Annotated in this window: 19 protein-coding genes and 1 other annotated feature; of the genes, 16 read left to right on the top strand and 3 right to left on the bottom strand. The window is 38.3% G+C overall.

Going from position 1 to position 22,405, the window contains the following annotated elements; all coding sequences use genetic code 11:
- Positions 1-10: 10 nt before the first annotated feature.
- From AB2Q86_RS08525 to AB2Q86_RS08515, 3 genes are all read left to right on the top strand, one after another.
- Positions 11-2,365, top strand: a complete 2,355-nt coding sequence (locus AB2Q86_RS08525; protein ID WP_012581239.1) for a DNA translocase FtsK — start codon at positions 11-13, stop codon at positions 2,363-2,365.
- 294 nt (positions 2,366-2,659) lie between these two features.
- Positions 2,660-4,003, top strand: a complete 1,344-nt coding sequence (murC, locus tag AB2Q86_RS08520) for a UDP-N-acetylmuramate--L-alanine ligase (protein WP_003729643.1) — start codon at positions 2,660-2,662, stop codon at positions 4,001-4,003.
- Between the two features lie 144 nt (positions 4,004-4,147).
- On the top strand, positions 4,148-4,693 hold the full coding sequence (locus AB2Q86_RS08515) for a peroxiredoxin (RefSeq protein ID WP_003729642.1): 546 nt from the start codon (positions 4,148-4,150) through the stop codon (positions 4,691-4,693).
- A gap of 39 nt (positions 4,694-4,732) precedes the next feature.
- On the opposite strand, the gene AB2Q86_RS08510 is transcribed toward AB2Q86_RS08515, so the two are convergent.
- Positions 4,733-5,845, bottom strand: coding sequence for a M29 family aminopeptidase T (locus AB2Q86_RS08510; RefSeq protein ID WP_003729641.1), 1,113 nt, complete (start codon positions 5,843-5,845; stop codon positions 4,733-4,735).
- Positions 5,846-6,100: 255 nt separating this feature from the next.
- On the opposite strand from AB2Q86_RS08510, the gene AB2Q86_RS08505 reads away from it, so the two are divergent.
- From AB2Q86_RS08505 to tyrS, 5 genes are all read left to right on the top strand, one after another.
- Entirely contained in the window at positions 6,101-6,556 is a 456-nt protein-coding gene (locus AB2Q86_RS08505; RefSeq protein ID WP_003723567.1) for a DUF948 domain-containing protein, read from the top strand.
- A gap of 21 nt (positions 6,557-6,577) precedes the next feature.
- Positions 6,578-7,102: a YtxH domain-containing protein gene (locus tag AB2Q86_RS08500; RefSeq protein WP_012581240.1), complete on the top strand. Its 525-nt coding sequence runs from the start codon at positions 6,578-6,580 to the stop codon at positions 7,100-7,102.
- Between the two features lie 219 nt (positions 7,103-7,321).
- Positions 7,322-8,407, top strand: a complete 1,086-nt coding sequence (locus AB2Q86_RS08495) for a bifunctional 3-deoxy-7-phosphoheptulonate synthase/chorismate mutase (protein ID WP_003729639.1) — start codon at positions 7,322-7,324, stop codon at positions 8,405-8,407.
- 234 nt (positions 8,408-8,641) lie between these two features.
- Positions 8,642-9,649, top strand: coding sequence for a catabolite control protein A (gene ccpA, locus AB2Q86_RS08490; protein ID WP_003736740.1), 1,008 nt, complete (start codon positions 8,642-8,644; stop codon positions 9,647-9,649).
- 53 nt (positions 9,650-9,702) lie between these two features.
- Positions 9,703-9,911 (top strand) — a binding site (T-box leader).
- A 61-nt stretch (positions 9,912-9,972) separates the two neighbouring features.
- Positions 9,973-11,232 (top strand): tyrosine--tRNA ligase, encoded by a 1,260-nt coding sequence (tyrS, locus tag AB2Q86_RS08485; RefSeq protein ID WP_003729637.1) that lies wholly within the window; start codon positions 9,973-9,975, stop codon positions 11,230-11,232.
- A 99-nt stretch (positions 11,233-11,331) separates the two neighbouring features.
- On the opposite strand, the gene rpsD is transcribed toward tyrS, so the two are convergent.
- Positions 11,332-11,934 carry a 30S ribosomal protein S4 gene (gene rpsD, locus AB2Q86_RS08480; RefSeq protein ID WP_003723325.1) on the bottom strand — a complete coding sequence of 201 codons (603 nt, stop codon included), beginning with the start codon at positions 11,932-11,934 and terminating at the stop codon, positions 11,332-11,334.
- Between the two features lie 211 nt (positions 11,935-12,145).
- Positions 12,146-12,634 (bottom strand): GAF domain-containing protein, encoded by a 489-nt coding sequence (locus tag AB2Q86_RS08475; protein ID WP_012581241.1) that lies wholly within the window; start codon positions 12,632-12,634, stop codon positions 12,146-12,148.
- Between the two features lie 291 nt (positions 12,635-12,925).
- On the opposite strand from AB2Q86_RS08475, the gene ezrA reads away from it, so the two are divergent.
- The 8 genes from ezrA (at position 12,926) to argF (ending at position 22,402) form a co-directional block, all read left to right on the top strand.
- Positions 12,926-14,641, top strand: coding sequence for a septation ring formation regulator EzrA (gene ezrA / locus AB2Q86_RS08470; protein ID WP_003736737.1), 1,716 nt, complete (start codon positions 12,926-12,928; stop codon positions 14,639-14,641).
- A gap of 123 nt (positions 14,642-14,764) precedes the next feature.
- A complete protein-coding gene (locus tag AB2Q86_RS08465) occupies positions 14,765-15,904 on the top strand; it encodes a cysteine desulfurase family protein (protein WP_012581242.1) in 1,140 nt (379 codons plus the stop codon).
- 1 nt (position 15,905) lies between these two features.
- Positions 15,906-17,117, top strand: a complete 1,212-nt coding sequence (gene thiI / locus AB2Q86_RS08460; protein WP_003730662.1) for a tRNA uracil 4-sulfurtransferase ThiI — start codon at positions 15,906-15,908, stop codon at positions 17,115-17,117.
- A gap of 172 nt (positions 17,118-17,289) precedes the next feature.
- A complete protein-coding gene (argC, locus tag AB2Q86_RS08455) occupies positions 17,290-18,321 on the top strand; it encodes an N-acetyl-gamma-glutamyl-phosphate reductase (protein WP_012581243.1) in 1,032 nt (343 codons plus the stop codon).
- Positions 18,322-18,336: 15 nt separating this feature from the next.
- The gene (argJ, locus tag AB2Q86_RS08450) at positions 18,337-19,533 is read left to right on the top strand and encodes a bifunctional glutamate N-acetyltransferase/amino-acid acetyltransferase ArgJ (RefSeq protein WP_012581244.1); all 1,197 of its coding nucleotides are present in this window, start codon (positions 18,337-18,339) and stop codon (positions 19,531-19,533) included.
- A gap of 12 nt (positions 19,534-19,545) precedes the next feature.
- Complete coding sequence (gene argB, locus AB2Q86_RS08445) at positions 19,546-20,298, top strand: acetylglutamate kinase (RefSeq protein ID WP_012581245.1); 753 nt, start codon at positions 19,546-19,548, stop codon at positions 20,296-20,298.
- Entirely contained in the window at positions 20,295-21,455 is a 1,161-nt protein-coding gene (locus AB2Q86_RS08440; RefSeq protein ID WP_012581246.1) for an acetylornithine transaminase, read from the top strand. Before argB ends, AB2Q86_RS08440 begins: the two co-directional genes overlap by 4 nt.
- The gene (argF, locus tag AB2Q86_RS08435; protein WP_012581247.1) at positions 21,452-22,402 is read left to right on the top strand and encodes an ornithine carbamoyltransferase; all 951 of its coding nucleotides are present in this window, start codon (positions 21,452-21,454) and stop codon (positions 22,400-22,402) included. The genes AB2Q86_RS08440 and argF overlap by 4 nt, the downstream gene beginning before the upstream one ends.
- The last annotated feature ends 3 nt before the right edge of the window (positions 22,403-22,405 follow it).

The raw sequence follows: 22,405 nt of genomic DNA, 5'->3' as shown, positions 1-22,405 counted from the left end.
GTGATAATGAATGGGATGGTTTAAAGATTTTTTCTTTGGCGATATGGACGAGGAAATAGATACATACGAAGATACGTCTTCAAGAAAAGTAGAAAAGAAAACGAAACAGCAGGCGCCAGAAGTAGTAGTGCCAAAATCAAATGTAACAGCAATTAAAACGAAAGAACGTACTATAAGGAACGAACGACCAGTTGCTTACAAAACAGCTCCAAAACAAAAACATATGCAACCAGTGAAACGACAAATGAAAACACAAATGGTTTATCAGTATCCAAAAGGTGAATTTCGTTTTCCGTTAATTCCAGATAAACAAAAAAGCCAACCAATTCAACCAAAAAAACAACCAATAACAGAAAGACAAGTGGCAGAAACGCAACCAGTAAAAGAGGAAACAAGAAAACGACCTTTTACAGCGACGGATGTACCTTCGCCTGTTTATGCCTTTAATAAACGACCAAGTAAATTTGAGTTTGCTGTAACAGAAGCAGAAGAACTTAGTACAATACAAGAAGATTTAACTATTGCTCCAGTAGATTTGTTAGATTCAGCAGAAGCGGAAACAATTGCTTTTGACACTGAGCTAAATCGCCAAATAGAGGAAGAGGTTGTGCCAGTGCCGGTGACGGAAGAAGTCGTTACGGAGCAACCAGAAGCGGAAGTAACCCCAGAACCAGTAGAACAGCAAGAACCAGCACGCGTTTCCCTTATAACGGAAGAGCCGGCGCAAACGAAAACAACTACTAGAAGCAAACAAGTAGAATCAAATAGACAAGAGCAATTGCTTAAAAGCAGAATTCCATTTAATGTCATGATGGTAAAGAAAGACAAACAAGCGCTTCAAAAAGAAGAAGCACAGGAAATAAATGTGCAACAACCAGTTGAGGTAGAAGCAGAACAAATGAATACTGTTCGGGAGGCGCAAGTAACGACAGGCTCTTACCCAACGAACTATGAATTTCCATCGTTTAGTTTGCTCCACCCGCCAGTCTCCAAACGTGAAGACGACTCATGGCTACAAATGCAGCAAGAGATGCTAGATGAAACCTTGGAAAATTTCAACGTACAAGCTAGCGTAGTTAACCGTACACAAGGTCCAGCAGTAACTAGATTTGAAGTGCAACCTGAAAAAGGCGTTAAAGTTAGCAAAATAACTAATTTAACGGATGATATTAAATTAAATTTAGCGGCGAAAGATATACGGATTGAGGCGCCAATACCTGGTAAGAGTACAGTAGGGATAGAAATTCCGAATCAGACAAGTCGTCCCGTAATGCTTTCTGAATTGATGAATACGGAAGCTTTTCAGTCATCTACATCACCGCTCACAGCGGCACTCGGGCTAGATATCTCGGGAACGCCAATTATTACTGATTTACAAAAAATGCCCCATGGTTTAATCGCCGGAGCTACTGGATCAGGAAAAAGCGTGTGCATCAATTCATTGCTAGTAAGCTTGCTTTATAAAGCAACTCCAGACCAACTGAAATTACTTTTGATTGACCCGAAAATGGTCGAGTTAGCTCCTTACAACCGGATACCGCATCTTGTAAGTCCAGTTATTACGGATGCCAAAGCTGCTACGGTCGCTTTAAAATGGGCAGTAGAAGAAATGGAACGCCGCTATCAATTGTTTAGCCATACAGGCGTTAGAAATATGGAAAAATATAATGAATATGCTAGTCACCCAGACCATACAGGAGAAAAACTACCTTATATTTTAATTGTGATTGATGAATTAGCTGATTTAATGATGGTGGCACCAAATGATGTGGAAGAATCCATTAGCCGTATTGCTCAAAAAGCAAGAGCTTGTGGTATTCATATGATTGTAGCGACACAGCGCCCATCTGTAGACGTCATTACAGGTCTTATTAAAGCGAACATCCCGACACGTGTTTCGTTCTCTGTATCGTCTCAAATCGACTCTAGAACAATCCTAGATGCAAGTGGGGCAGAAAAACTACTTGGAAAAGGGGACATGCTCTTCTTACCTAGTGGTGCAAGTAAGCCAGTACGTTTACAAGGTACGTTCGTTAGTGATGAAGAGATTGATGCAGTTGTTGCACATGTTCGAAGTCAAGGCGAGGCCGATTATATCTTTGAAGAACAAGAATTACTTGTAAAAGAAACGGCAAAAGAAAATACCGATGAATTATTTGAAGAAGCGTGTGACTTTGTTTTAAGCCAAAATGCTGCCTCAACATCCTTGTTGCAAAGACATTTTAGAATTGGTTATAACCGAGCGGCTAGATTAATGGAATCCCTTGAAAATCATCAAATTGTTTCAGGGATAAACGGTTCCAAACCGCGAGATGTTATTATTACAAAGGACCAATTAGCTAAGTTGCGAAACAAAGAATCTTAACTTTGTAGTACTAAACTAACATATTACTTAATTAGTTTTACAAATAATGGCTATTTTCATGAGTAATTTCGCTTATATTCGCTGAAAGATTTTTCTATTTACATGGAAAGTGATATAATAAGCTGGTGAATTATTGACTCAACTAGAATTCAAACATAAAACACAATTAGAACGTAAGATGATGTCTAGAAAACGGAGACTTTATACTGTTTTCAAAGTTAAGACTTGGTGCTTAACAGTTAACATGTTTTTTTTAGGCACCCTCTTCAAGATAAATTAATGGGGGTTCAAATAATGACTATCTATCATTTTGTTGGAATAAAAGGGTCAGGGATGAGTGCACTTGCTCAAATCCTGCATGATAAAGGTTTTCAAGTGCAAGGTAGCGATGTAGATAAGTATTTCTTTACACAAAAAGCTTTAGAAGAAAAGCAAATTCCGATTATGACTTTTTCGGCTGATAATATTCAAGAAGGCCTAACAATTATCGCTGGGAATGCATTCCCAGATACACATGAAGAAATTGAGCGCGCACTGGAGCTTGGGCTTCCGGTGATTCGATATCATAAATTTTTAGGTCAACTAATCGATGGCTATACAAGTATTGCGATAACTGGTTCTCACGGGAAAACGTCGACAACTGGTTTACTTTCGCATGTTGTTGGTGCGATTCGTCCAACTTCTTATTTAATCGGTGACGGTACTGGAAGCGGGACAAAAGGAGCGGAATATTTTGCGCTTGAAGCATGCGAATATCAACGCCATTTCCTTGCTTATAAACCAACGTATGCAATTATGACGAATATTGATTGGGATCATCCAGACTATTTCAAGAGCGTGGATGATGTATTTAACGCGTTCGAAACACTTGGGAAACAAGTGAAAAAAGCCGTATTTGCCTTAGGGGACGATGCTGAATTACGTAAGCTTTCCTTAGATATTCCGATTATTTACTTTGGTTTTGGTGAAGAGAATGAATTCCAAGCAAAAAATGTAATCAAAGAAACAACTGGAACAAAATTCGACGTGTATCACCGCGGCGAGTTCTTAGGTTCGTTTGAAATTCCGGCTTACGGAGACCATAATGTATTAAATGCCTTAAGTGTAATTGCACTTTGTGATTATGAAGGTCTACCAGTAGAAGATGTGAAAAAGGAATTAAAAACTTTCGAAGGTGTCAAAAGAAGATTTAGCATTACAGAAAAAGCAAATCAAGTGTTGGTAGACGATTATGCGCACCATCCATCAGAAATCCGTGCTACAGTAAATGCTGCAAGACAAAAATATCCTGACAAAAAAGTAGTTGCTGTTTTTCAGCCGCATACATTTACGCGAACTCGCACATTTTTACAAGGTTTTGCGGACAGCTTGAATTTAGCGGATGAAGTGTATCTTTGTGATATCTTTGGTTCCGCGCGTGAAAAAACAGGGAATTTAACGATTGCTGATTTAGCGCACAAAACAAAAGGAAACCACATTATCAAAGAAGAGCATACAGAAGAACTTTTGAAATACCCAGAAGCTGTTATTTTATTCATGGGAGCAGGGGACGTTCAAAAATTCCAAGCCGCTTATGAAAAAGTACTTGATCATGAAGTTTTGACAGAAGCTGATTTGAAAAAAAGCGCGATTAATTAATAACTAAATAAAGCATGCCGATTCGTTGGCGTGCTTTTTTCTTATTTATAATTAGTATAAATAAAGCTTTACAGTATTTATTTGGTGTATTAAAATATATCATGTGATACAAAATACAACTACATAATTAATGGAGGGATAAAAGTGGCAGACCGTTTAGTAGGCACGCAAGCTCCAAGATTTGAAATGGAAGCTGTTATGCCAAATCAGACTTTTGGGAAAGTAAGTCTAGAAAAAAATATAGAAGACGATAAATGGACGATTCTCTTTTTCTATCCAATGGACTTTACATTTGTTTGTCCGACAGAAATTGTTGCTATTTCCGCTCGGTCAGATGAATTTGATGCATTAAATGCACGCATAATTGGCGCTTCTACAGATACGATTCATTCGCATCTTGCATGGACGAACACACCAATTAAAGAAGGTGGAATTGGTAAATTAAACTACCCACTTGCTGCGGATACGAATCATCAAGTAGCTAGTGATTACGGTGTATTGATTGAGGAAGAAGGCGTTGCGCTACGTGGTCTTTTCATTATCAATCCCAAAGGTGAAATCCAGTACGAAGTGGTACACCATAATAATATTGGTCGTGAAGTCGATGAAGTTTTAAGAGTTCTACAAGCGCTTCAAACAGGTGGACTTTGCCCAATCAATTGGCAACCCGGTGAAAAAACAATTGTTTAAAATAAAAAAACGCTTAGGAATTAATCCTAAGCGTCTTTTTTATACTAAGTTTTCTGGATTAAGTGCTTCTAATTCTGGAAGGACGAAAATACCATCTTTACGAATGAGAACATCATCAAAGTAAATTTCGCCACCGCCGTAATCGGCACGTTGAATGTTAACTAAATCCCAGTGAATAGCAGATTGGTTGCCATTAAATGCTTCGTCATAACATTGACCAGGCGTAAAGTGGAAACTACCTTCAATTTTTTCGTCAAACAGAATATCCTGCATTGGTTCGTGGATGAACGGGTTAACCCCAATAGCGAATTCACCAACGAAGCGCGCGCCTTCATCTGTATCTAAGACTTTGTTAATACGAGCTGTATCATTCGCAGTTGCTTCGATAATTTTTCCATCCTTAAACGTGAAAGATACATTTTCAAACGTAAAGCCTTGGTATGGGGATGGTGTGTTGTAAGTAAGTGTTCCATTGATAGAATCACGAACTGGTGCAGTAAATACTTCACCGTCTGGAATATTCATTTCACCAGCACATTTAATTGCTGGAATATCTTTAATACTAAAGGTTAAATCAGTTCCTGGTCCAACTAAGTGTACTTTATCTGTTTTATTCATTAGTTCTACTAAGCCGTCCATTGCGTCACTCATTTTTCCATAATCTAAGTTACACACGTCAAAGTAGAAATCTTCAAAACCAGCAGTGCTCATTTTGGCAAGTTGCGCCATGGAGGAACTTGGATAGCGAAGTACAACCCATTTCGTTTGTTTTACACGAATATCAGAGTGCATTTTGCCAACTGTTTCTCCGTGGATTTTCAATTTATCTGCTGGCACATCAGATGTTTCATTGATATTATCGCCAGCACGTAAACCTATGTAAGCATCCATTTCTTTCATTACGTTGCCTTCGAATTCAGCAATTTTTGCATATTGGGAACTATCAGCTCCGAGCATCATCGCGCGGTCAATTTGTGGTTCTTTTAAGGAAACGAACGGGAAACCGCCAGCTTTGTAAGCTTCTTCCACTAAAGCCATCACTAATTCTTTTTGAACACCGAAGTTTTCAATTAATACTTTTTCCCCAGCGCCAAGTTTGACGGAATAGTTAATCAAATTATGTGCTAATTTTTCGATTCTTGCATCTCTCATCTTGTAACCTCCCTAAATTTTAACTAAAAATAGGCAAAAAGCAGCCTGTATCTATTTTACTCCAAATTACGCCAAAAGCAACCTTCTACAACAAATTAACCGGTTTCTTTCTTATTAGTTTATTTTTCGGCAGTTACTTGCTAAAATGAAGCTAATACCTTTTCTTTTTTGTATTTTGTACATAGATCATTAGAGAAGAAAGTTTTAGAGGGGAATACTCAGGGTATAGAAAAAGGAATATGGAGGTGTGGATAGATGATAGTAATCTTGTATATTGCAGCGCTTATTGCCGCAATTGCGCTTTTAGTTATTGCCATCTACTTGGGAAAAACATTAAAATCAACTTCCCAAACAATGGATGAGGTAGCTAAATCGTTAGAAAAAATAACAGTAGAAGTACAAGGGATTACAGGACAATCACAAAAATTGCTTGATAAGACCAATACACTTCTAGAAGATGTAAATGGCAAAGTTGCGAAAGTGGATCCAGTTTTTGATGCAGTTGGTGACATTGGGACTTCTTTACTAGGATTAAGTCAATCTGTTCGCGAACTAGCAACACTCGCAACAAACAAAGTAGAACAAAACGAAGCGAAGATTTCTCAAGCTGTCTCAATTAGCAATTCAATTCTTTCTTTTAGAGAAAAGATGAAAGCGAATAAAGCAGCGAAAGAAGCCGCAAAAGAAGCAGCAGAACAATCTAATTTCTAATATAATTTGGAGGGATTTAACATGGCAGAAAAAGATGGTATTAATACAAAAGATTTTCTAATCGGTGGTTTAATTGGTGCAATCGTTGGTTCAGCCGCGGCACTTCTATTTGCACCTAAATCAGGTAAAGAACTACGTGAGGACTTAAATACACAAGTAGATACAATTAAAGAAAAAGGCAACCAATGGAAAGACGTTGCTTATGAAAAAGGTATCGAAATTAGTGGTGTAGCTAAAGGAACAAAAGATAAATTAGTTGATTCTGCTGGTGGATTTGTAGATGTAGTGAAAGACAAATCCGGCAAATTAGCAGATACTGTTTCTAAACAAAGCAAAGCAGTCAAAGAAGTGGTTTCACAAAATAAAGAAGAAAACCAAGAAGCTGCTAAAAAAGCGGCAGACACTGTAAAAAGTGAAGCAAAAGACGCTGCTGGCGATGTAGAAAAAGCAGCAGATAAAGCAAAAAAAGAAGCAAAAAAAGCAGTAGATGAAGGCAAAGACGAAGCGAAAAAAATTGCTTCTGATGCTAAAAATGAAGTAAAATAAAGTAAGTTCAAAAAACAGCCTCACGAGGCTGTTTTTTTATTGGGGAAAAATAGATTATCTGCTTGTAATTTGTTTTAAAACGTGTTAACATTAGTTTTACATTATTCACTTTAATGCTTAAAAGCGATTAAGTATAAAAGCGGATTCGTGACAAATTATCTGTTTTCCTCTATAATGAGAAATATTCTTGGAGCAGATTTTTAGAAGGGTGGAAGTTAAATGGTTAATGCAAATTTAGAGGAACTTAGAACACAGGTGGATCAATTAAATATTGATTTGCTAGAATTAATTAGCAAACGCGCTAATTTGGTACAAGAAATTGGTAAAATCAAAGGAACTCAAGGTTCTCTTCGTTTTGATCCATTACGTGAAAGAGAAATGCTTAACACGATTCTTGCAGCAAATGAAGGACCTTTTGAAGATAGCACGGTTCAAAAATTGTTTAAAGAAATTTTTAAAGCGGGATTAGAACTTCAAGAGGATGATCACTCTAAAGCGCTACTCGTTTCTAGAAAAAACAAAAAAGAAGACACCATTGTTACAGTAAAAGGGTTGCCAATCGGGAATGGCGAACCAGTATTTGTTTTCGGACCATGTTCCGTGGAATCTTATGAACAAGTTGCTGCGGTTGCTGAGTCCATTAAAGCGAAAGGCTTAAAACTTATTCGTGGTGGTGCATTTAAACCTCGTACTAGCCCTTATGACTTCCAAGGATTAGGTTTAGAAGGACTCAAGATTTTAAAACGTGTATCGGATGAATACGGTTTAGGTGTTATTAGTGAAATCGTTACACCAGCTGATATTGAAGTTGCACTTGATTATGTTGATGTTATTCAAATTGGTGCAAGAAACATGCAAAACTTCGAATTACTAAAAGCGGCTGGTCGTGTAGACAAACCAATCTTATTAAAACGTGGACTGTCTGCTACAATTGAAGAATTCATCGGTGCTGCCGAATATATTATGTCACAAGGAAATGGCAAAATTATTTTATGTGAACGCGGTATCCGCACATATGAAAAAGCAACAAGAAATACGCTTGATATTTCTGCCGTTCCAATTTTGAAAAAAGAAACGCATTTACCTGTTATGGTAGACGTAACGCATTCTACTGGTCGAAAAGATTTATTACTTCCATGTGCAAAAGCAGCTTTAGCTATCGAAGCGGACGGTGTCATGGCTGAAGTTCATCCAGATCCAGCAGTTGCGTTATCAGATTCTGCACAGCAAATGGATATTCCTGAATTTGAAGAATTCTGGAATGCAATTTTAGCAAGTAATTTAGTACCACATAAAATGAAGTAACAGCGAAAAACCTTGGGATTCCAAGGTTTTTTGTTTTGTCATAAACAACCAATATTCTATCGGCATTTTCTTGCGAAGAACTATGCCGTTTTGATATGAAAATAAATGAAAATAAAGAGTAAAAACAATTGCATATCGAAAAAAGTTATCGTATTATTAAAGGAAGGCTAATTTGTTTACGTTTACAATGGTAGGTAGAGCCATTAAAATAATGAATATGGAGAGTGAATAGAGATGAATGTAACGATTTATGATGTTGCGCGGGAAGCAAACGTTTCTATGGCAACGGTATCTCGGGTAGTGAACGGCAACCCGAATGTTAAACCAGTAACAAGAAAAAAAGTATTAGATGTAATTAATCAATTAGGTTATCGTCCTAATGCTGTAGCTAGAGGTCTAGCAAGCAAACGTACAACTACAGTTGGTGTTATTATTCCAGATATATCTAACGTGTTTTATGCAGAACTTGCACGTGGGATTGAAGATATTGCGACAATGTATAAATACAACATTATCCTTAGTAATTCAGACGAAAATGAAGATAAAGAACTTCAAGTGTTAAATACGCTTCTTGGTAAACAAGTAGATGGTATTATTTATATGGGTGAACGTATTTCGGAACAATTACAAGAAGAATTTGATCGTTCCCCAGCGCCAGTAGTTTTAGCTGGAGCCGTTGATATGGAGAATAAATTCGCTTCCGTCAACATTGATTACAAACAAGCGACTAAAGAAGCGGTGAAACGTTTTGTAGATAATGGTCATAAGCAAATTGCTTTTGTAAGTGGTTCTCTAAACGAGCCAGTCAATCGTGAAATGAAATTAGCTGGTTACAAAGAAGCATTAGAAGAAGCGGGAATTGCTTACCAAGAAGATTACATTATCGAAGCGAAATATAACTATAATGCAGGGGTAAAAGTTTGGGAAGAATTAAGTGCCCTAGCTAAAAAACCAAATGCAGTTGTAGTTGCAGATGACGAACTAGCTATTGGTATTTTGAATGCGGCGCTTGATGCTGGCATTAAAGTTCCTGAAGACTTAGAAGTGATGACAAGCAATAATACAAAACTAACATTAATGTCACGGCCACAACTTTCGACTATCGTACAACCTTTATACGATATCGGTGCGGTTGCTATGCGTCTACTAACAAAATTAATGACAAATGAAGAAGTAGATGAAAAAACGGTTATTTTACCACATAGTGAAAAACTACGTGGAACGACTAAAGAAAAAAAATAAGTTGACAGCATTTTTGACGGTATGTTATAAATGTATGTATACTTTTCATAACGTAAATGACTATGAACGGACGAAGTAGTTGCTTATTCTTATTCCTAGAGAGCTAGTGGTTGGTGGAAACTAGTAGAGGTAAGTAGACGAATTACATCCCGGAGTCACGTTGCGCAGGATAATGGCGCGGCCGGTGTTGAGCCGTTATTTTTTGAAGTAGGATTTATTCCTAAAAGTAGGGTGGTACCACGTTAATTAATACGTCCCTTCGCTAGAGTTTTTTAGCGGAGGGGCGTTTTTTATGTCCAAAAATAAAAGGAGAATGATGGGAAATGAATATTATTGATGAATTAGAATGGCGCGGAGCTATTTACCAACAAACTGATGAAGAAGGTTTACGTAAATGGGTGGACGAAAAGCAAATTTCTTTATACTGCGGGATTGATCCATCAGGAGATTCGATGCACATCGGCCACTTGATTCCATTCATGATTTTACGTCGCTTCCAAAATGCTGGGCACCGTCCGATTATTTTAGTTGGTGGAGCAACAGGAACTATTGGCGACCCGAGTGGTAAAAAGGAAGAGCGTAAGTTACAATCAATGGAACAAATTAGCAAAAATGTGGAAAGCTTGCGCGTGCAACTTGGAAAGATTTTTGATTTTGAAGGTGATTCTGCAGCGAGCATGGTGAACAACTATGATTGGACAAAAGATGTGAGTATCCTTGATTTCTTACGTGATTACGGAAAAGAATTCAATGTGAACACGATGCTTTCGAAAGATATCGTCGCTAGTCGTTTGGAAGTGGGGATTTCATTTACAGAATTTGCTTACCAAATTTTACAAGCGATGGACTTTAATCACTTATATGAATTTAATGATTGCCGCCTGCAAATTGGTGGTAGTGACCAGTGGGGGAATATTACTGCTGGACTTGACTTGATTCGTAAAAAACAAGGCGAAAATGCCAAAGCTTTCGGTCTAACAATTCCTCTTTTAACAAAAGCTGATGGAACGAAATTTGGGAAATCAGAAGGTGGCGCGATTTGGTTGAATCCAGAGAAAACAACGCCATACGAATTTTACCAATTCTGGATTAATACGGATGATCGCGATGTAGTAAAATACTTGAAATACTTTACGTTCTTAACGGAAGCTGAAATTGATGAGTTAGCGAAACAAGTTGAAACAGAACCACATTTACGAGCTGCGCAAAAAACATTAGCAGCAGAAATGACCAAATTTGTGCATAGTGAAGAAGCTTTAGAACAAGCTTTGAAAATTTCAAAAGCACTATTTAGTGGTGATGTAAAAGCACTTACGGCGGATGAAATTGAACAAGGATTCAAAGACGTTCCGACATTTGTTGCAGAAGATTCGGAAGCAAACTTGGTCGATTGGTTAGTAACACTTGGTATCGAACCTTCCAAACGTCAAGCGCGTGAAGATGTAGGCAACGGGGCTATTTACATTAACGGTGAACGTCAGCAAGATTTGGAAAAAATCATGGATGCAAGTGACCGGATTGAAAATAAATTTACGATTGTAAGACGTGGTAAGAAAAAATACTTCTTAGTTTCTTATAAATAAGAGGGAAAGCACTCGTTTTTAAAGACGAGTGCTTTTTTATGCATAAAAAAACCTTACAACCACAACCGAAGTTATGTATTGTAAGGTTTTTAGCTCTAATTAACGGCTGTAGAATTCTACGATAAATGCTTCGTTGATTTCAGCAGCAAGTTCAGAACGTTCTGGTAGACGGTTAAGAGAACCAGTTAGTTTTTCTGCATCGAAAGTTACGTATTCAGGCACGAAGCTTGAAACTTCTAAGCTTTCAGCGATTGCAGAGTTTTTAGCAGATTTTTCACGAACAGAGATCACTTGACCAACAGATACTTGGTAAGAAGGGATATCTACGCGTTTGCCATCTACAGTGATGTGGCCATGGTTTACTAATTGACGAGCTGCACGACGAGTGCGAGCAAGACCAAGACGGTAAACGATGTTATCAAGGCGTTGTTCTAGTAAGATCATGAAGTTCTCACCATGTTTACCTTGTAATTTACCAGCTTTGTTGAACGTGTTTTTGAATTGACGTTCAGTTAATCCATACATATGACGCAATTTTTGCTTTTCAGCTTGTTGCAAACCATATTCTGAGATTTTTTTACGTTGAGTTGGGCCGTGTTGACCTGGAGCATACGGACGACGCTCTAATTCTTTACCTGTTCCAGAAAGTGAAATTCCTAAACGACGGGAAACTTTCCAGCTTGGACCTGTATAACGAGCCATAAGAGACTCCTCCTTTTATTTGTTTTTGGTATAAAACAAACGTGACGTAAAACCAAATCAGGGCAGTTTACCTTCATATACCATCACCATAGCAGCCGCCGGTTACGCGATATACCACAGAATTAAATCTGGGGGTAAACAACACACTCATTCATTTTACTCAAGCTGCATTTTACACATCTTCCAGTATAGTATAGTTACTAGTAGCTTGTCAATTGATTTCTTGAACGATTGCATCACGGATTTTTTCTAGCCACAACTGATCCACTTCATCAAAACGATTAAAAAGGGGACTATCAATATCAAGCACGCCAAGCAACTGATTATTTTTTACAATTGGCAGAACGATTTCGGAGTTAGATGCCGCATCACATGCGATATGACCAGGGAAATCGTGCACATTTTCTACTATATATGTTTTTTGGTCAGCGGCAGCAGAACCGCACACACCTTTGCCAAGTGGAATGCGAATACATGCAGGAAGACCTTGGAATGGGCCAAGTACAAGTTGATTTGTTTCTTTTTCAAGTAAATAAAACCCAACCCAATTAATATCAGATAGTGCTTGATTTAATATAGAAGAAACATTGCTTAAGTTCGCAATTAAATTTGGTTCGCAGTGAATCATTGCTTGCACTTGTTTTAACGCAAGCCCGTAATTTTCTTCTTTTGATCCAGTCATTTTTTGGATTTCAATCATTTTTATCCCCACATTTCTTTTCAAATATTGTCTTTAGTATAGCATGAACGTCAAGGGATTTCGGGAAATTTGTTTCGTGATAGAGTAGGTTTTACTTGTTCCAAAATTTTTTTCGCTAAACGCAAGTAATTCTAGGGAAATCGTGGTAAAATAAAAGATGTGTATAATGAACTGAAAATGAGGAATAAAATATACTACATATGGAAAGATGTACATAATTGAAAAGATGTATGGGCAGCTTGAGTGTGGCTGTTTTTCTTTCACAAGTTAACGTTGATGGGAGGATTTTGGATGTACTACATGTTAATCGGCTTTATTATCGTAGTTATTGCAGTCATTGGTGCAGGCTACATATTAAAAAGAAAACATTACCAAAGAATAAACGAGTTAGAAGAGAAAAAGATTAAACTCAGAGAGCGGCCGGTTATTGATGAACTTTCAAAAGTGAAAAAATTAAAACTAACAGGTCAAACAGAAGCGCTTTTTGAATCATGGCGTTCCTCATGGGATGAAATTGAAACAAGACTATTTCCTGATTTAGAAGAAGTATTATTAGAAGCAGAGATGAACACGGACCGTTATAAATTCCGTTCTGCGACAAACGCTGAAAATGATATTGAGCAAATGCTCGTTGTGATTGAAAAGCAAATGGATCAAATTCTTGGTGGACTGAAAGAACTACTTATTAGTGAAGAAAAAAATGCGAAAGAAAGCCGTGCCACGAAAGAAAAATTTGCGGAGTTACGCCGAGAAGTTTTAACAAGAGGATTTAAGCTTGGAGAAACGTTACCGTATGTAGAAGCAAAACTAAATGAACTGTCAGAAAGCTTAAATAGCTATGATTCATTAACGGACCAAGGTGATCATTTAGAAGCACGCGAAATCGTTATTGTAGTTCAAAAAGAAATGCAAGTCATTGAGGCGCAAATGGAACGAATTCCGTCCTTATTGCACGAAACAGATACTATTTTGCCAGAAGAAATGAATAAACTTCGTGCTGGTTATGAAGAAATGGTCCGAAAAGGTTATTATTTAGCCCAAATGGAGTTAGATAAAGAGATTTCTCGCATGAAAAATCAAATTGATAAAATGAAAAAAAATGTAATTAATCTTGATTTAGATGAAGCGGAACAAGGAGTAGAAGAATTACATAATGAAATCGATTTGTTTTATGATACGCTTGAGCACGAAGCAGAAGCACGTCATTTCGTGAAAGAAAATCATAGCCCAACTTCTGACAAATTACAACGCCAAAATGCCGTTTCAGATGCGCTTGCTGAGCAAATTACAGAAGTAAAACAAACGTATCATGTTGCAGAAGATGATTTGGCAGTTTATTTAAAAACGAGCGCTAAATTAAGTGAAGCCAAAGAAAACTTTGAACAATTGACCACTTTAATTGCTAGTGGAGAGATTGCTTACTCGGCAGCTCAAGATACACTGAAAGAAATTGATGCAGCACTTATTACAATTAGTGCTGAACAAGACAAATTTGCTGAAGAATTACGTTCCTTGCGTAAAGACGAACTAGAAGCACGTGACGATGCAGAGCGGATGCGTCGGGCAATTATTACACTGGATCGCAAAATGGAACGAGAGCGTTTGCCAGGTCTTCCAGAAGAGTATTTGTCGCTTCGAGAGCATATGGGTGAATCCATTGATACACTTGAGAAACGTTTAGAAGAAAAACCGCTAAACATGAAAGCAGTGAGCCAAGATTGGCGTATTGCAGAAGAAGATTTAATCCATTTAACTGAAAAAGCGGAAGAAATGATGGAGAATGTTCGACTCGTGGAACATGTTATCCAATATGCAAACCGCTATCGTTTGCGCAATAAAGAACTCGCAGATGAGCTTGTGCAAGCTGAGAACCATTTCTATAATGACTATCAGTATAAAAAAGCCTTAGAAATTGCTGTAACTGCATTAGAAAAAGTGGAAACAGGCGCATTTAAAAAAGTCGAGAAAGCCTATGCATCTAAAGTAAGCGTCGATGATATTGAATAAAAAAGTACAAACAGGATTCCTATTATAATAGGAATCCTGTTTTTTTATGAAAATAGTAGTTGGAAAGTGTTGGAATTATGATAAAATGGAGAGTGGAATATTGGGGAGGAGAATATTGGTTTTATGATTTATTTCGATAATAGTGCGACAACAAAGCCAAATGCAGCCGTACTTGAAACATATACAAAGGTAGCAAGTAATTATTTTGCTAATCCTTCTTCGCTTCACCGTTTTGGCGCTAAATCAAAAGAACTGCTTGATACATCAAGAAAACAAATTGCTACGATGGTGGGCGCTTTGCCAGAAGAAATTATTTTCACATCCGGTGGGACAGAAGGGAATAATTTAGCGATTAAAGGGCTAGTTTATAGTTACCAAAATCGCGGGAAACATATTGTTACCTCTAGCATCGAGCATCCTTCTGTTCGTATGGTAATGGAAGAACTTGAGCAGGAAGGTTTTACTGTCACGTATTTACCAGTAGATAAAAACGGCGTCATCAAGATGGAAGCATTGAAAGCTGCACTCACAGATGAAACGATTTTAGTGTCTATTATGGGCGTGAACAATGAGGTGGGAAGCATCCAACCACTGCACGAAATTGGCGAAATGCTAAAATTGCTTGAACATACTTTCTTTCATGTAGATTTCGTTCAAGGTATCGGAAAAATACCACTTGCGCTTAATGAGAATGCTATTGATTTGCTCACTTTTTCAGGGCATAAATTTCATGCTCTACGTGGAACCGGAATACTTTTTAAACGGAAAAATGTGCATTTGCATTCAGAAATTCTTGGTGGTGGGCAGGAAATGGGCTACCGCAGTGGAACAGAAAATTTAGCTGGGAATGTTGCGCTTGCAAAAGCATTACGACTAACGCTCGAAAATGAGCCACGAAAAGAAGCATTAATCGAGATTCGCGATTACTTACTAACGGAAATTGCGCAAATGCCTGATATGACAGTTCATACAAAGCAAAGTGTCGCGGCTCCACATATCGTTTGTTTTTCGGCAAAAGGGCATCGTGGGGAAATTTTGGTACATGCTTTAGAAAAAGAAGATATTTACATTTCCACAACTAGTGCGTGTTCTTCTAAGCAGAAGCTAGCAAGCAGCACATTAAAAGCGATGGGTGTGACGGACGAAGAAGCAACAGGAGCTGTACGCGTTAGTTTATCGTATGAAAATCGTTTATCCGAAGCGAAAATTTTTATTCAAAAACTGCAAGAAATCATTGAAAATCTAAATAAAGTGGTGAAATAAATTGGAATTTGATCGTATGTTAATTAGATACGGAGAATTATCTACAAAAGGAAAAAACAGAAAACAATTTGTGACAAAGTTGGCGCAAAACGTCAAACGTGCAATGACTGATTTGCCGGAAGTTCGCATTCACGGAGAACGTGACCGAATGTATATTATTTTAAATGGGGCAGATTATCAGCTCGCAGAAGAACGGTTGAAACCGATTTTCGGGATTCAATCATTTAGCCCGGCGGTCCGCGTCAATTTAGATTTAGAGGAAGTAAAAGCTGCTGCACTTGCTTTAGTACAAGATGCGCACGAGGAGAATGGAACATTTAAAGTCGCAGCAAGACGTAGCCACCGCGAGTTTCCACTTGATTCTAATGAAATAAATCAAGAAATCGGTGCCCATGTCCTACAAAATATAGAAGATTTAACCGTCAATGTGAAAAATCCAGATGTAAAACTAACCATTGATGTGCGCAAAGAAGGCGTATTCTTATCATGTCGGACGATTCTTGGGGCAGCAGGTCTGCCTGTAGGTTCATCGGGTCGTGCAATGTTAATGCTTTCAGGTGGTATCGATAGCCCAGTTGCTGGTTATTTAGCTCAAAAACGTGGTGTAGAAATTGAAGCAGTTCATTTCCACAGCCCACCGTATACAAGTGAACAAGCGAAACAAAAAGCGATTGATTTGGCTGCAAAATTGGCTAAATACAGCGGACAGGTACAAATGCACATCGTTCCGTTTACAGAAATTCAAGAAGTGATTAAACAACAAATTCCTGAGAGTGTGATTATGACCGTAACTCGTCGAATGATGCTCCGAATTACAGATGAGCTGCGCCGCAAGAGAAATGGTTTAGCTATTGTTAATGGCGAGAGTTTAGGGCAAGTTGCCAGCCAAACATTAGAAAGTATGCTAGCGATTAACGCCGTAACAGCGACACCAATCATTCGCCCAGTCGTATCCATGGATAAAAATGAAATTATTCAAATCGCACAAAAGATTGATACGTATAACTTATCAGTGCAACCATTTGAAGATTGCTGTACCATTTTCACGCCACCATCTCCAAAAACAAAACCAAAACTAGATAAAATCGAGCATTACGAAAGTTTCACAGATTTCGATGCGCTAATTGCAAAAGCTTTAGACAACATCGAAACTATTTCTGTAAATGTAGCGGAAACTGTGCAAGTGAAAGATGAGTTTGCTGATTTATTTTAAGATTAACCGTTTATCCTAAAAAAGGATAAACGGTTTTTTGTATATTATATACATAATAAATAACTTAAAATGCATAAAATAGTTTTAAATATTAATAAAAAACCATTTGACATTATAAATATACATCATTATAATGAAAAGTATCATTTAATAATTAACGGGAGGGGTTAGGATGAAAGTTTCCATTATAGGCGCGACAGGCTACGGAGGGCTTGAGTTAATTCGCTTGCTTCATCAACATGCTTCGGTAGACATAGCGACGTTACATAGTTTTTCCGCTCAATCAGAAACACTTGCAACCTTTTATCCTCATTTAAAAGATTTAGAAGCTAGCCCCTTAGAGAAAATAAATCCAACAGAAATCATCGAAAAAAGTGATACCGTTTTTATTGCCACGCCTTCTGGAATCGCCAAAGATATTGCACTGCCTTATGTAGATGCGGGTTTGAATGTCATTGATTTATCTGGGGACTTTCGATTAAAAGACAGGCAACTTTACGAAAAGTGGTACGGAAAAAGCGCGGCGCCAACCGAGTATATCGCTAAGGCGGAATATGGTTTAGCAGAATTCCGTGAAAAGAAAGAAACTACTTTCATTGCGAATCCTGGGTGTTATGCAACTGCAACATTGTTAGGTCTCGCGCCACTTACAAAGAATAAGTTGATTGATCCCACATCCATTATTGTAGATGCTAAATCAGGTATTTCCGGCGCAGGAAAAGTGCCCTCTGCAAGTACACATTTCACAGAAACCAATGAAAACATGACACTTTATAAAATGAATTCTCATCAACATATTCCAGAAATAATGCAACAATTAACTAAATGGGATGAAAGTATCCCGGCAATTCAATTTTCTACTTCATTAATTCCTATTACAAGGGGAATCTTCACAACCATCTACGTTAAACCCAAAAATCCTATCACCCAAAAAGAGTTACATACGCTTTACGAATCCACCTACGAGAATGCTCCATTTGTCCGAATCCAACCAGAAAATGTATATCCGACTGTCAAACAAGTGACAGCATCGAATTACTGCGACATAGGTCTTGCTTATAATGAAAAAACGAATGTGATTACTATCGTTTCTGTGATTGATAATTTAGTCAAAGGGGCGGCTGGTCAGGCCATTCAAAATTTAAACATAATGGCGAATTTTGCTGAAAGTGACGGATTAAGGTTTATTCCGGTATATCCGTGAAAGGGGAAAAACAAAATGGAACTTATTAAAGGAAATATCGCCTCGCCAAAGGGCTTTTATGCGGATGGAAAGCACGCGGGATTAAAGAGAAAACGAAATGATATTGGTTGGATTTATTCAGAAGTTCCAGCAAATGCAGCTGCTGTTTATACGATGAATCAAATGCAAGCGGCACCGATTTTTGTAACGAAAGACTCTTTTCAAAGTAGTGCAAAGTTACAAGCAATTATTGTGAATAGCGGGAATGCCAATGCATGCACAGGGAATCAAGGGATGCTAGATGCACTTGCGATGCGGGCTCAAACGGCAGAAAAGTTAGATATTCCACTTGATTACGTAGCCGTTGCGTCCACGGGGATTATTGGCGATATGCTACCGATGGACAAAATCAACGCGGGAATTGAGATGCTAGAAAAGCAAACCGGAAATGCGGCCGATTTTGAAGAAGCGATTTTAACGACGGATACATTTCAAAAACAAATCAGTTTTCAAACAGAAATTGGTGGTAAAACAGTGACAATGTCAGGAGTGGCAAAGGGATCCGGGATGATACATCCTAATATGGCGACAATGCTCGCTTTTATTACGACAGATGCTGCCATTCCAGCTGAATTATTGCAAAAATTACTAAAAATAAAAGTAGATAAAACTTTCAATCAAATAACGGTAGACGGTGATACATCTACCAATGATATGGTGGTAGTCATGGCGAATGGCTGTGCAGAAAACCCGAAGCTTCAGGAAGGGACAGCGGATTTTGCAAAATTTGCGGATATGTTTCAAGCGGTAACGGAGCACCTTGCTAAAAGCATCGCGCGAGACGGCGAGGGAGCGACAAAACTAATCGAAGTGCAAGTAAATGGCGCTACAAAAACAGAAGACGCAAGAATGATTGCTAAAAAAATTGTTTCTTCTAGTCTCGTGAAAACGGCAGCTTTTGGTGGAGATGGGAACTGGGGACGTATTATTTGCGCGATTGGCTATTCAGGTGGCAGATTTGCACCAGATAATATTACGATTAAAATTGGCGGGATTGAAATTCTGAATCATAGCAGCCAAACCATTTTTAATCAACAAGCGCTAGATGCCTATTTAGAAGAAGAGCATATTGTTATCGAAGTTGATCTTCATATCGGGCTTGAATCAGGTACGGCTTGGGGTTGCGACTTGAGTTATGAATATGTCAAAATCAATGCTTGTTACCGGACGTAAGGAGGAATAAGGGTGGAAAACACGATAGTAATAAAACTCGGTGGTGTTGCAAGCGACAATTTAACAGAAGGTTTTTTTCGACAAATTACAGAGTGGCAAGCAGCGAATAAGAAAATTGTCCTCGTTCATGGCGGCGGTCATTATATTACAAAAATGATGGAAGCCCTCGCTATTCCAGTCGAAACGAAAAATGGTCTACGAATCACCAACAAAGCAGCCCTCGAAGTAACAAAAATGGTTTTAATTGGTCAAGTTCAGCCAGCTATTACGACTGCTTTTCAAAAACGAAATATCTCGGTCATTGGCTTAAACGCTGGAGATACAGGTTTACTGGAAGCAGATAGGTTAAGTGACACTGATTTAGGTTTGGTTGGTAAAATCACAAAAGTAAAAACAAATTTAATTGAGCAATTGCTTAGCGAAAATATTATCACCGTGATTGCGCCCCTTGGTATAAATAGTGAACACGATTGGCTCAATGTTAATGCGGATACAGCCGCCTGTGAGGTAGCAAGCGCACTCCATGCAGAAGCGCTCTATTTACTAACAGATGTTCCAGGAGTAAAAAATGGCTCAGAAATTATCAACGAAATAGCCACAGCAGAAATTGAAAAGCTGCAAAAGACTGGCGTAATCAAAGGCGGAATGATTCCTAAATTAGCAAGTGCCGCTTTTGCCGCTGAAAATGGTGTTGACCAGGTGATTATTACAAATTCCCTTGAAACAATAGGTACAAAAATAAAAAGCAAGGTGGCGATAGGATGAACTATGTCTTTCCAACGTATAATAGATTCCCCGTTGATTTAATAAAAGGTACGGGTACAGTTGTAACGGATGTATTTGGTAAAACATATCTTGATTTTACAAGTGGTATCGCTGTTTGCAATCTAGGTCATTGCCCGGAGAACGTCACAGAAGCAGTACAACGACAACTAACGAATATTTGGCATACATCGAATTTATATGAATGTGCTTTGCAAGATAGTGTCGCAGAATTAATTGCTGATGGTAAAGACAGATTAGTTTTCTTTTGTAATAGCGGAACAGAGGCAAATGAAGCAGCGCTCAAATTAGCTAGAAAATATACCGGAAAAGAAAAAATAATTACCTTTGAGAAATCTTTCCACGGACGTACTTTTGGTTCGATGTCAGCTACAGCCCAAGCTAAAATTCATCAAGGGTTCGGGGGACTTGTTCCTGGCTTCACTTACGTCCCTTATAACGACATCGAAGCTTTCCGAGCAGAAATCGATGAACATACAGCAGCAGTCATGTTAGAAGTGATTCAAGGGGAAGGTGGCGTCATCCCAGCAAATGCAGCCTTTCTTTTAGAGGTTCAATTGCTTTGCAAAAAAATGGGGGTATTATTAATTATTGATGAAGTGCAGACTGGGCTTGGGCGAACGGGGACGCTTTATGGGTTTGAGCAGATTGGTTTAGATCCAGATATTTTCACTTTAGCAAAAGGGCTTGGAAATGGCTTGCCGATTGGAGCGATGGTCGGAAAAGCGAATCTAAGTAGTGCTTTTGGGCCGGGAAGTCATGGCTCTACTTTCGGAGGAAATAAATTGGCACTTGCGGCGGCTAAAGAGATATTACTGACAATGAAACAAATGGGATTTTTAGAAGAAGTAAATGCCAAAGCAGACTATTTTAGAAACTTGTTAGAAGTGCATTTAGAGGCGTTGGATAGTGTTTCTGTCATTCGTGGTGGAGGATTTCTTATAGGCATAGAACTTGAAAGTACCGCAGAACCAGTTGTAACGGAGCTTAGAGATAAAGGGTTGTTAATACTAACTGCGGGGGCAAATGTGCTACGAATCTTACCACCTTTAACCGTCAGTTATGCAGAAATCGATCAAGCTATATATTTATTGAAAAGTGTTTTGGAAAACCAATTGATTGGGAGTGAAGAGGGATGACAATGTATGCGAAAAATAATACAGCTGGTAAAGATATGCTCAGCTTGCTTGAATGGAATAAAGAAGAATTGACGGATATCATTAAATTAGCTGTTGCAATGAAAACGAATCCAGCTCACTATAGTCATATTTTAAGCGGGAAAATTTTAGGAATGATCTTTGATAAGCCTTCTACTAGAACACGGGTTTCTTTTGAAGCTGGGATTCTGCAATTAGGTGGACAAGCGATAGTGATGAGTTCAAAGGAATTGCAAATCGGGCGTGGTGAACCGATTAAAGATACGGCGCATGTGATGTCAGAATATATTGATGCAATTATGATCCGGACATTTAGTCATGAAAAAGTAGAAGAATTGGCGTATCATGCAGAAATTCCGATTATTAATGGATTAACTGATTTGCACCATCCATGCCAGGCGTTAGCGGATTTAATGACTATTTATGAATGGAAAGATCAGTTGGAAGGTGTCAAACTAGCTTATATTGGTGATGGTAACAATGTATGCCATTCTTTACTGTTAGCAGGTGCCATGGTTGGACTAGATATTCGTCTTGCAATGCCAAAAGGGTACGAAGTCGATGAAACAATTTTAGCAACGGCGGAGAATCTGGCGAAAGAAAGTGGTGCCAAGATTTTCGTTACGGTAGACCCGAAACATGCAGTGGCAGATGCGGACTTTATTTATACAGATGTTTGGACAAGCATGGGGCAAGAAGAGGAAAATGCGAAACGTTTAGCGGATTTTGGCGAAAAATATCAAGTGAATGCGGAGTTAGCTAGCGTTGCTAAGCCAGATTATCATTTCTTACATTGTTTACCAGCGCACCGAGAAGAAGAAGTGACAGCTGAGATCATTGATGGCAATCACTCGGTTATTTATCAACAAGCAGGAAATAGACTTCATGCGCAAAAAGCGTTGCTAGCAGCCATTTTAGAAGCAAAATAAAAA

It is taken from the genome of Listeria monocytogenes (assembly GCF_041765605.1).
GTDB lineage: Bacteria > Bacillota > Bacilli > Lactobacillales > Listeriaceae > Listeria > Listeria monocytogenes_D.
The sequence above is the reverse complement of the archived record's forward strand: the minus strand, read 5'-3'. Positions and strand labels throughout refer to the sequence as shown.